This is a genomic window from Modicisalibacter sp. 'Wilcox' (assembly GCF_010993675.1).
GTDB classification, from domain to species: Bacteria; Pseudomonadota; Gammaproteobacteria; order Pseudomonadales; family Halomonadaceae; genus Modicisalibacter; species Modicisalibacter tunisiensis.
Window position 1 is genome coordinate 77,065 of sequence record NZ_WNXF01000008.1, and the last position, 11,633, is coordinate 88,697.

Annotated in this window: 8 protein-coding genes; 4 read left to right on the forward strand and 4 right to left on the reverse strand. The window is 67.9% G+C overall.

Going from position 1 to position 11,633, the window contains the following annotated elements; all coding sequences use genetic code 11:
- The first annotated feature begins 56 nt into the window (after nt 1-56).
- Nucleotides 57-1,439: an MATE family efflux transporter gene (locus G7A98_RS09265; RefSeq protein WP_163649385.1), complete on the forward strand. Its 1,383-nt coding sequence runs from the start codon at nt 57-59 to the stop codon at nt 1,437-1,439.
- Here G7A98_RS09265 and G7A98_RS09270 read toward each other — a convergent pair.
- Nucleotides 1,426-2,259, reverse strand: coding sequence for a pyruvate, water dikinase regulatory protein (locus tag G7A98_RS09270; protein WP_163649386.1), 834 nt, complete (start codon nt 2,257-2,259; stop codon nt 1,426-1,428). The genes G7A98_RS09265 and G7A98_RS09270 overlap by 14 nt on opposite strands.
- Before the next feature lie 238 nt (nt 2,260-2,497).
- Between G7A98_RS09270 and ppsA the strand changes: the two genes are divergently transcribed.
- Complete coding sequence (gene ppsA, locus G7A98_RS09275) at nt 2,498-4,870, forward strand: phosphoenolpyruvate synthase (protein ID WP_163649387.1); 2,373 nt, start codon at nt 2,498-2,500, stop codon at nt 4,868-4,870.
- 205 nt (nt 4,871-5,075) lie between these two features.
- Here the strand turns inward: ppsA and G7A98_RS09280 are convergent, their stop codons facing one another.
- From G7A98_RS09280 to acnB, 3 genes are all read right to left on the reverse strand, one after another.
- Nucleotides 5,076-6,908, reverse strand: coding sequence for a glycerophosphodiester phosphodiesterase family protein (locus G7A98_RS09280; protein WP_163649388.1), 1,833 nt, complete (start codon nt 6,906-6,908; stop codon nt 5,076-5,078).
- Nucleotides 6,909-6,963: 55 nt separating this feature from the next.
- A complete protein-coding gene (gene rraA, locus G7A98_RS09285; protein ID WP_163649389.1) occupies nt 6,964-7,449 on the reverse strand; it encodes a ribonuclease E activity regulator RraA in 486 nt (161 codons plus the stop codon).
- 191 nt (nt 7,450-7,640) lie between these two features.
- Entirely contained in the window at nt 7,641-10,244 is a 2,604-nt protein-coding gene (gene acnB / locus G7A98_RS09290) for a bifunctional aconitate hydratase 2/2-methylisocitrate dehydratase (protein ID WP_163649461.1), read from the reverse strand.
- A gap of 265 nt (nt 10,245-10,509) precedes the next feature.
- Here acnB and G7A98_RS09295 point away from each other — a divergent pair, with 265 nt between their 5' ends.
- Nucleotides 10,510-10,962 carry a DUF1289 domain-containing protein gene (locus G7A98_RS09295; protein ID WP_163649390.1) on the forward strand — a complete coding sequence of 151 codons (453 nt, stop codon included), beginning with the start codon at nt 10,510-10,512 and terminating at the stop codon, nt 10,960-10,962.
- 5 nt (nt 10,963-10,967) lie between these two features.
- Entirely contained in the window at nt 10,968-11,594 is a 627-nt protein-coding gene (locus G7A98_RS09300; protein WP_163649391.1) for a tRNA-(ms[2]io[6]A)-hydroxylase, read from the forward strand.
- The last annotated feature ends 39 nt before the right edge of the window (nt 11,595-11,633 follow it).

Genomic DNA, 11,633 nt, shown 5'->3' on the forward strand with positions numbered 1-11,633 from the left:
GGGTTGCGCGGCAGCCTTGGGCAGAATGAGCCCCTTTGTCTGCCCGGGACGCCCGCATGCCCCCATCGACTCGCTCGCCTGCCGCTTCTCCCTTTCTGCATGGCCCCATCGCCGCGACACTGGCGCGCAAGTCGCTGCCGGTGATGCTCGGCATGGTGGCGATGATGCTGTTCAATCTGGTGGATACCTGGTTCATCGCCGGGCTGGGCACGCGCCCCCTGGCGGCGGTGGCCTTCACCTTTCCGGTCACCTTCACCGCGATCAGTCTGGCGATCGGCCTGGGCATCGGCACCTCCGCGGTGGTGGCCCGGCGGCTGGGCCAGGGCGAGCAGGCGCTGCTGCGGCGCCGGGCCACGGATGCCCTGCTGCTGGCGGTGGGCGTCGGCGGTCTGGTGACGGCCGCGGGCCTGGCCACGCTCGAGCCGCTGTTTCGTTTCCTGGGCGCCGACCGGGAGCTGATGCCGTTCATCGACGCCTACATGGGCGTCTGGTACTGGGGCGCGGGGCTGCTGATCGCCCCGCGCGTGATGAACAGCGTGCTCCGGGCGCAGGGCAATACCCTGGTGCCGGGGTTGATGATGGCGGCGGCGGCACTGCTCAATGCCCTGCTCGACCCGCTGCTGATCTTCGGCGCCGGACCGTTGCCGGCGATGGGGGTGCGGGGGGCGGCCCTGGCGACGCTGATCAGCTGGGGCGCGATGACCGTGGGGCTGCTGGGCCTGCCCGTGCTGCGCGCCAGCCTGGACTGGAAGGGCTGGCGGCTCGCCGGGCTGGTCGCTTCCTGGCGGGAGCTGGGGAAGATTGCCCTGCCAGCGGCGGTGACCAGCGTGTTCACGCCGATCGCCATGGGGCTTGTGACGCGCATCGTGGCGGGACAGGGCACCACGGCGGTCGCGGCCTTCGGCGTGGGCTCCCGGGTCGAGGCCATCGCCCAGCTGGTGGTGCTGACGCTGTCGATGACGTTGTCACCGTTCGTCAGTCAGAACCACGGCGCCGATCGGCCTGACCGGGTCCGGCGGGCGATCTTCGGCTGCTTCGGCTTCGTGCTGGCCTGGCAGCTGCTCGTGTGGGGCGTGCTGCAGGGGCTGGCGCCCTGGCTGATCGCCGGTTACGCCGAGGGCCCCGAGGTGGCGGAGACGCTGCGCTGGTATCTCTGGCTCGTGCCGCTGGGGCTGGGCGCCCAGGGCGTGGTGATCCTCACCAATTCCTCGTTCAATGCCCTGCATCGCCCGCGCCACGCCCTGGTGCTGTCGGTCGTGCGGCTGTTCGTGCTGACCGTGCCGCTGGCCTGGCTGGGGGGACGCCTCGCCGGGCCGGTGGGCATCTTCGCCGGCATGCTGGGGGCGAACCTGCTGATGGCGATGCTCTCGGCCTGGCGAATGCGCCGGCATCTCGCCCGGCGCTTCGGGGCACGGACCGGTCGCCTCAGCGCGGGCTGAAGCGGCGCTGCAGGCCGGTCTCGGCGATCAGCCGGGTGGAGATTTCCTCGATCGAGAAGCGGGTGGTGTCGATGTAGGGGATGTGGAAGCGCCGATAGAGCGCCTCGGCCTGCTGGACTTCCTGCAGGCACTGATCGATCGAGCAGTAGCGGCTGTTGGGGCGCCGTTCGGTGCGGATGGCCGCCAGGCGGCGCGGATCGATGGTCAGGCCGAACAGCTTGTGGCGGTGCGGCGCCAGGGCGCGGGGCATCTTCAGGTTGCCGTCCTCGTCGAGGTCGTCCTCGGTCAGCGGATAGTTGGCCGCGCGGATGCCGAACTGCAGCGCCAGGTAGAGCGAGGTGGGCGTCTTGCCGCAGCGTGACACGCCCACCAGGATGACGTCGGCGGTATCGTACTGGCTGACCCGGGCGCCGTCGTCGTTGTCCAGGGCGAAGTGCACCGAGTCGATGCGGTGCATGTAGACCTCGTCCTGGCCGATGGAGTGGGTGCGCCCCACGGAGTAGGACGAGTGCACCTTCAGCTCCTCCTCGAGGGGGGCGAGGAAGGTGGTGAAGACATCCACCTTGAAGCCCGGCGCCTGGCTGATGATCTCGCGGATCGTCTGGTCGACGATGGTGTCGATGATGATCGGGGTCTCGCCGTCACGCGCCGCGGTGGCCTGAATCACGTCGGCCAGTTGCTGGGCCTTTTCCGTGGAGTCGATGTACGGCTTGGTGACCATCCGGATCTCCAGGCTTTCGAACTGCGCGAGCAGGCTGCGGCCCAGGGTCTCGGCGGTGATGCCGGTGCCGTCGGAGATGAAGAACGCGGTGCGGGACATGCGGGAACTCTCGCGAGGGTTTTTCGCATTGTCCCGGTTCGGGGTGTCAGCGACAAGCCATGGCGGGGCGCCCGCGTCCGACTACAGGAAACGCCGACAATCGACGATTGTTGTAAAAATACTCCAGTGACTTCGCTATTAGACTAATGGCTAATAGGGCGGCGGCTTGTTACCTTGGCCTTCGATTGCCAGTAGGCGCGTCCGGCGCCGACACCGCATTGGATAAAAGGGGGACCCCTTGGAACAGTATATCGAATGGTTCGATCGCCTGGGCATGGATGACGTCGATCGTGTCGGCGGCAAGAATGCGTCGTTGGGCGAGATGATCTCCAACCTGGCCGATGCCGGCGTCACCGTGCCGGGCGGCTTCGCCACCACCGCGCATGCCTACCGCCAGTTCCTCGCTCACGAGGGGCTCAACGAGCGCATCAACAGCGCGCTGGCGCGGCTGGATGTCGATGATGTCGCCGAGTTGACCCGGGTAGGCCGCGAGATCCGCCAGTGGGTCATCGACACGCCGCTGCCGCCCGAATTCGAGGCCGCGCTGCGCGAGGCCTACCGCGAGCTGGAGTCGCGCCACGCCAACCTCAAGGTGGCGGTGCGCTCCTCGGCGACCGCCGAGGACCTGCCGGACGCCTCCTTCGCCGGCCAGCAGGAGACCTTCCTCAACATCGAAGGCTTCGACAACGTCAAGCGTGCCGTGCATGAGGTGTTCGCCTCGCTGTTCAACGACCGGGCCATCTCCTACCGCGTGCATCGCGGCTTCGATCATGCCCAGGTCGCGCTGTCCGCGGGCATCCAGAAGATGGTGCGTTCCGAGACCGGGGCGGCGGGCGTGATGTTCACCCTCGACACCGAGTCGGGCTATCGCGACGCGGTGTTCGTCACCGGTTCCTGGGGCCTGGGCGAGACCGTGGTGCAGGGCGCGGTGAACCCCGACGAGTTCTACGTCCACAAGCCGACCCTGGCCGCGGGCCGCCCGGCCGTGCTGCGCCGCACCCTGGGCTCCAAGCTGATCAAGATGACCTACACCGACGACGCCTCGGCGGGCAAGTCGGTGCAGACCGTCGACGTCTCGCCGGCGGATCGCGCGCGCTTCTGCATCGACGACGACGACGTCATGGCGCTGGCTCGCCAGGCGGTGATCATCGAGCAGCACTACGGGCGGCCGATGGACATCGAGTGGGCCCGCGACGGCGACGACGGCAAGCTCTACATCGTCCAGGCACGGCCCGAGACGGTGGTCTCCAACCAGGAGGGCGGCAAGCTCGAGCGCTTCCAGCTCAAGGAGAAGGGGCGCCAGCTGGTCAACGGCCGGGCCATCGGCCAGCGCATCGGCCGCGGCGCGGTGAAGGTGGTCGAGTCCACCGAGCAGATGGACAAGATCCATGCCGGCGACGTGCTGGTCACCGACATGACCGACCCGGACTGGGAGCCGGTGATGAAGCGCGCCTCGGCGATCGTCACCAACCGCGGTGGGCGCACCTGCCACGCGGCGATCATCGCCCGCGAACTGGGCATCCCGGCGGTGGTCGGCTGTGGCGATGCCACCGAGGTGCTCGAGGACGGCCGCGAGGTCACCGTGTCCTGCGCCGAGGGCGATACCGGCCACGTCTACGACGGGCTGCTGGAGTTCGACTGCCAGACCACCAGCGTCGACAGCATGCCGGACCTGCCGTTCAAGATCATGATGAACGTCGGCAACCCTGATCGCGCCTTCGCCTTCGCCGGGCTGCCCAACGCCGGGGTCGGCCTGGCGCGCCTGGAGTTCATCATCAACCGCATGATCGGCGTGCATCCCAAGGCGCTGCTCGACTATGCCAAGCTGCCCACGGATCTCCAGCAGATCATCGACGTGCGCACCGCCGGTTACGATGACCCCGTGTCCTTCTACGTCGACAAGCTGGTGGAGGGCATCTCGACCCTGGCGGCGTCGTTCTATCCCAAGCGGGTGATAGTGCGCATGTCGGACTTCAAGTCCAACGAGTACGAGAACCTGATCGGCGGCAAGCTCTACGAGCCGGGCGAGGAGAACCCGATGCTCGGCTTCCGCGGCGCCTCGCGCTACATCTCCGAGGCCTTCCGGCCCTGCTTCGAACTGGAGTGCCGGGCGCTCAAGCGGGTGCGCGACGAGATGGGGCTGGACAACGTCGAGGTCATGGTGCCGTTCGTGCGCACGCCGGACGAGGGCCGCGAGGTGGTCGAGCTGATGGCCGCCAACGGCCTCGAGCGCGGCGACAACGGCCTCAAGGTCATCATGATGTGCGAGCTGCCGGCCAACGCCCTGCTGGCCGACGAGTTCCTCGAGCACTTCGACGGCTTCTCGATCGGTTCCAACGACCTCACGCAGCTCACGCTGGGCCTGGACCGTGACTCCGGCATCGTCGCCCACCTGTTCGACGAGCGGAACCCGGCCGTGAAGAAGCTGCTCAGCATGGCCATCCAGGCCTGCAAGGCCCAGGGCAAGTACGTGGGCATCTGCGGCCAGGGGCCGTCGGATCATCCCGAGCTGGCCAAGTGGCTGATGGAGCAGGGCATCGATTCGGTGTCGCTGAACCCGGACGCGGTGCTCGAGACCTGGTTCATGCTGGCGGGCGAAACCCTCGGCTGAGTCTCTCAACGGAATACTTCCCCCTGCCCGGTCTCGCGAGAGGCCGGGCTTTTTATCGAGAGTAGAGGGTGTTTTTCAAAAATGGCGAGCGAAGGCAAGACAAGGCGAAATTGAGCGAAAAAGCGCAGTTTACAGATGTAAATGAGCATTTTGAGTTTAATTTCAACGCAGTATTGCCGAGCGCAGACTTTTTGAAAATGCCCGATCAGGCGTGCAGCCAGCTGCGCAGCTTTAGCAGCAGCAGCTCCCCGTCGCTCAGGGTGGCACGCTCGGCCAGCAACTCGGCCAGCCGCGCCGGGCGGTCGGTGATGATGTTGTCCACGCCCAGATCGATCAGCCGCGCCATCTGCCGGCGATCGTTGACCGTCCAGGCGTGCAGGGCATAGCCCCGGGCATGGACCGCGGCGACGGTGGCGGCATCGATGCGCACATGGCGCAGCCCCAGGGCGTCGATGTCGCCCAGCGCCAGTCCGCCACGCACCATGAACTGCGCGAACAGGGTGGTGTGCAGCTGCGGGGCGCGACGCTCCACCTCGCGGATGACCGCCGGCGACAGCGAGGCGATCACCACCCGGTCACGGCGCTCGCGGGGCAGCCGGGCAAGGACGGCGTCCACCAGTGCGGCGGCGTTGTCGCCGGTGGGCTTGAGCTCGATGTACAGCCGAATCCGGTGGCGGGTCAGGCGCAGCACCGACTCGAGGCGGGGAATGCGCTCCCCGCGATAGGCCGGAGCGAACCAGCTGCCCACGTCGATCTCCCGCAGCGCCGGCCAGTCGAGTTCGCTGATGCGCTCGTCACGGCCGAGCAGACGCCGCAGGCTGTCATCGTGGGAGATTACTACCTGGCCGTCCGCGCTGAGGCGGGCGTCGAACTCGATATAGTCGGCGCCGTCGGCGATGGCGCGCTCGAAGGCGGCGAGGGTATTCTCCGGCGCCTCGATCGAGCTGCCGCGATGGGCGGTGATGGTGACCGTGTCCTGCAGGGTGAAGCGGTTGAGCTCGGTGAAGGCCTGCCCGGCCGCGATCAGCAGCACCAGGGCTTCGGCGCCCCAGGCCACCCAGGCCGGGTGGTCGCGCCGGGTGGGCGATGGCGGTCGCGGCCGGTGATGGGCCAGGCGCAGGTAGAGACACCCGGTTACCAGGCTGTTGATGGCCACGCCGATGAACGTCGCCGCCAGGGTCAGCAGGCCGTAGAGCGTCAGGTAGGCGAGCATGGCGGGGATCAGCCAGGTGGTGCGTTCGGGCAGCCAGCCCAGCAGGGGCGTGACCAGCGCATCGAAGGCCATGCTGGTCCCCAGCGGCAGCAGCACGATCAGCGGCACCGGCAGCGCCACCGGCAGCAGCAGCCGGCGGCCGTGGCCGCGGGTCAGGGCCCGGCTGCGTCGCAGGGCGTCGCCGAGCGGGCGATCCTCGAGCACCAGTACCGGCAGGGCGAGCACCCAGCGCAGATACAGGGCCGCGGCGGCCCACAGCCACAGCGCGAGCGGCGCCGCGGCGGCGAGCAGGAACCAGCCCAGGGCCGCGGGGCGGGTCTGCAGCACCACATAGCTTTCCATGTCGCCCAGCAGCCAGCCATACAGGCCTTCCAGAAGCAGCAGTGGAACCAGGGCGATCGCCAGCTGGGCCGTGGTCTGCAGCAGGGTCAGCACGGCGATGCCGGGCAGGCGTCGGCCGACGTTCCAGAGCGCCACGAGCGCCTGACGGTAGCGATGGGCCTCCGGTCGGGTCACGACCAGCAGCATGCCGGCCTGTTGCAGGGCGAGCAGCAGGGCGCTCAGGGCGATCGCGGTCAGCAGCCAGAGGGCGCCCCATGGCGTGAGGGCGACGTCGAGCAGCTGTGTGCCGGTCAGCGGCGGGCGACCCAGCTCGCGCAGCAGGGCGGCCAGGGTACTGGCGCCGGCCGGCAGCAGCAGCGTGGCCGACAGCAGGGTGAAGAACAGCTGGTAGGCGACCAGCGGCCGCCAGTGCTCGCGCAGCGAGCGCAGTGCCGCGACGCCGAGAGCGTGCGGGGCGAGTGTCGTGGCCGGTGATTCAGGCATGCCTACACGCTAGCATGCCGGGCGCGGCGCCCGACAGGCCGCGTGAGGTCGTGGTTCAGTCGATCGGCAGCCGGGCGTCGGCCACCACGATGCCGTTGTTGTCGGCGTAGAGCCAGTCGCCGGGGCGCAGGCTGACGCCGGCGACGGTGACGGTCAGGTCGCGCTGGCCTTCGCCGTGCTTGTGGCTGCGCCGGGGATGAACGCCCAGCGCCTGGATGCCCAGGTCGACATCGGCCAGCACGTCCACATCGCGGACGCAGCCGTAGAGCACGATGCCCGCCCAGCCGTTGCGTGCCGCCTGATCGGCCAGGCGATCGCCGAGCAGCGCGCAGCGCAGCGACCCGCCGGCATCCACGACGAGCACGCCGCCCTCGCCGGGCTCGGCGACGGCCTCCTTGAGGCGGGAGTTGTCCTCGAAGCACTTGATGGTACGCACCGGCCCCGAGAAGGCCTCGCGTCCACCGAAGTTGATGAACACCGGGTCGAGCACCCGGACCTCGGGATGGGCGTCGCAGATATCGGGGGTGACGACAGGGGGCATGGCATCTCTCCACATCGCAGGGGTGGATCGACAGGATGCCACGGAAACGCCGCGGGCGGGGCGGAAAGTCGAGCGGAAAACGCCGGGCTCGCGCCCGGCACTGTATGGTCCTGTGCAATAAAAAGCGCCCCGCTCGGGGCGGGGCGCTTCGGTCATCGATTGACGATGTTGCGAGCATCGGAATCGAAGGATCAGGCTTCCTCGGCGAGGGGAATCACGTTGGAGGCGGCCTTCTGGAACTCCTCGATCTCGTGGAAGTTCATGTAGCGATAGATCTCGCCGGCCATGGCGTTGAATTCGCCCATGTAGCCCTTGTACTCCTCCACGCTGGGCAGGCGGCCGACCACGGCGGCGACCGCGGCCAGCTCGGCGGAGGCCAGGTAGACGTTGGCGCCGTCGCCCAGGCGGTTGGGGAAGTTGCGGGTCGAGGTGGAGACCACGGTGGACTTGGGCGCCACGCGGGCCTGGTTGCCCATGCACAGCGAGCAGCCCGGCATCTCCATGCGCGCGCCGGCGCGGCCGTAGATGCCGTAGTAGCCTTCCTCGGTGAGCTGGTGCTGGTCCATCTTGGTCGGCGGCGCCAGCCACAGCTTGGTCTTCAGGCTGCCGGCGGGCTGTTTCTCGAGCAGCTTGCCGGCGGCGCGGAAGTGGCCGATGTTGGTCATGCACGAGCCGATGAACACCTCGTCGATGGTCTCGCCGGCCACCTCGGAGAGCAGGCGGGCGTCGTCCGGATCGTTCGGGGCGCAGAGTACCGGCTCGGTGAGTTCGTTGAGGTCGATCTCGATCACCTCGGCGTACTCGGCGTCGGCGTCGGCGCGCATCAGGCTGGGGTTGGCGAGCCACTCCTCCATGCCCGCGATGCGACGCTCCAGGGTGCGGCGGTCACCGTAGCCCTGGTCGATCATCCACTTGAGCAGGGTGATGTTGGACGTCAGGTACTCGCTGACGCTGTCCTCGGAGAGGGTGATGGTGCAGCCGGCGGCGCTGCGCTCGGCGGAGGCGTCGGAGAGTTCGAAGGCCTGTTCGACGGTGAGGTCCTCGAGCCCTTCGATCTCCAGCACGCGACCGGAGAAGGCGTTCTTCTTGCCGGACTTCTCGACGGTCAGCAGGCCCTGCTGGATGGCCTGGTAAGGGATGGCGTGGACCAGATCACGCAGGGTGATGCCCGGCTGGCGCTCGCCCTTGAAGCGCACCAGCACGGATTCCGGCATGTCCAGCGGCATCACGCCGGTGGCGGCGGCGAAGGCCACCAGACCGGAGCCCGCGGGGAAGGAGATGCCCATCGGGAAGCGGGTGTGGGAGTCGCCGCCGGTGCCCACGGTGTCGGGCAGCAGCATGCGGTTGAGCCAGCTGTGGATGATGCCGTCGCCCGGACGCAGCGAGACGCCGCCGCGGTTCATGATGAAGTCGGGCAGGGTGTGCTGCATCTCCACGTCGACCGGCTTGGGATAGGCGGCGGTGTGGCAGAATGACTGCATCACCAGGTCGGCCTGGAAGCCCAGGCACGCCAGATCCTTGAGCTCGTCGCGGGTCATCGGGCCGGTGGTGTCCTGGGAGCCGACGGTGGTCATCTTCGGTTCGCAGTACATGCCCGGACGCACGCCGTCCATGCCGCAGGCCTTGCCGACCATCTTCTGCGCCAGGGTGAAGCCCTTGCCGCTGTCGGCCGGCTGTTCCGGGGTCTTGAAGACGTCGGAGGGCGCCAGGCCCAGCTCGTTGCGGGCCTTCTCGGTCAGGCCGCGACCGATGATCAGCGGAATGCGGCCGCCGGCACGCACCTCGTCGAGGATCACCCGGGTCTTGAGTTCGAAGGTGGAGAGCACCTCGTCGGTGCCGTGCCGGCAGACCTTGCCCTCGTAGGGGTAGACGTCGATGAGATCGCCCATCTCGAGCTTCTCGACGTCCATCTCGATGGGCAGGGCACCGGCGTCTTCCATGGTGTTGAAGAAGATCGGGGCGATCTTGCCGCCGAACACGAAGCCGCCGGCGCGCTTGTTGGGCACGTGGGGGATGTCGTCGCCGAAGAACCACAGCACCGAGTTGGTGGCGGACTTGCGTGAGGAGCCGGTGCCCACCACGTCGCCGACGTAGGCGACCGGGTAGCCCTGGTTCTTGACGTCATTGATCTGCGCCAGCGGGCCCTTGCTGCCCGGCACTTCCGGCTCGATGCCCTCGCGCGGGTTCTTGAGCATGGCATTGGCGTGCAGCGGGATGTCCGGACGCGACCAGGCATCCGGCGCCGGGGAGAGGTCGTCGGTATTGGTCTCGCCGGGCACCTTGAACACCGCCAGGGTGATCTTCTCGGCCAGCGCCGGCCTGGCCAGGAACCACTCGGCATCGGCCCAGGACTGCAGCACGGCCTGGGCGACGCTGTTGCCGGCCTTGGCGCGCTCGGCGACGTCATGGAAGGCGTCGAACATCAGCAGGGTATGCTTGAGCTGTTCGCCGGCCTCCTTGGCGAGGCTCTCGTCATCGAGCAGCTCGACCAGGGTGGCGATGTTGTAGCCGCCCTGCATGGTCCCCAGCAGCTTGACCGCGTGCACCTTGTCGATCAGCGGTGATTCGGCGTCGCCCCTGGCGACGGCGGTCAGGAAGCCGGCCTTGACGTAGGCGGCTTCGTCGACACCGGGGGGAACGCGATCGGTGATCAGCTCGAGCAGAAACTGTTCCTCGCCGGCCGGCGGATTCTTGAGCAGCTCGACCAGTTCGGCGGTCTGCTCGGCGGTCAGCGGCTTCGGCGGTACGCCCTCGGCAGCGCGTTCCTCGACATGTTGACGGTAGGCTTCAAGCACGTTGGGGACCCTCATCGATTTTCGGAATCCAGCAGGTGCAAAAAATGGCAGCGAACGTCGCTGAAAATCGCACAAGTCCTGCTTTTTAATGCCCTGACTAGAGCGAGCGCATTTTACGCGAAACTGTCGACAATGTTAAGTCGAGGACGAGGCGCGATAGCCCGCTTTTGGTCGCATGGCGCTGGTCGTCGCGGAAGGGGCCGGCATGGCCATCTCGTCGGCCGGCGTACGGCGCGTTACCATGGGAAGCCAACCGGGAGGTCCCATGAGTCGACGAATCGTTTCCCCCTGCGTCGGACTGTGTTCCACCACCGTCGGCGACACCGTCTGTCGGGGCTGCCAGCGCAGCGATCACGAGATACGTGACTGGTTCGGCTACGATCACGCCACGCGCCAGGCGGTGATGCAGCGCCTGGACGGCTGGCGCGTGGCGGTGGCCGGCCGCTATCTGCAGGTGACGGATGCGGATCGACTCCAGGCCCAGCTCGAGCGGCACGGCATTCGCTTTCGTGCCGAGCAGCCGGCGCTGTCGCGCGCGGTGGAGCTGCTGCGGGTAGGGCGCGAGCGCATGCGCGACATTCGCCGCTACGGGCTCGCGCCGCGGGCGGCGGGTGCCGGCCTGTCGCCGGTGCAGCTTCACGAGGCGATCTCGACGACCCTGCTGGCACGCGCCGAAGCCTGCCGGGACGTCCGCGACCCCGATGAACCCACGACGTGAATCCCATGCCTGATACCCGAGAAACCCTGTTGTCCCCCGACCTGCTGGCCTTCCTGCCGTGCGCGACGCCCGAGGCCTGGGTCGCCGCCGCGCTGGCCAATCAGGCGCTGCTGCTGATCGATCACGCCCAGTGCGAGAAGAAGGCGGCCTCCACCGCGATGAGCCTGATGTATCGCTATGTCGACCGGCCCCTGCTGTTGACCAAGATGTCGCAACTCGCCCGCGAGGAACTGCTGCACTTCGAGCAGGTGGTCAGGCTGATGGAATCGCGCGGCGTCGAGTACCGGCATATCGCGGCCTCGCGCTATGCCGAGGGACTGCGTCGGCATGTGCGCACTGAAGATCCCGAGCGGCTGGTCGATATCCTTATCGTGGGCGCTTTCATCGAGGCGCGCTCGTGCGAGCGCTTCGCGGCCCTCATCCCGCACCTGGATGCGGAGCTTGCCAAGTTCTATCGCACTCTGGTTAAGTCGGAAGGGCGGCATTATGAGGACTACCTGATGTTGGCCAGGCGCTTCTCGGCATCGAGCATCGACACACGCATCGCCTTCTTCGCCGAACGCGAGCGAGAGTTGATCGAGTCACCCGATGCCACCTTCCGCTTTCACAGCGGCCTGCCGGCGGCGGCCTGACACGCGTGCCGCGGTCCGGGTGGCGTATTCGCCCTCGCT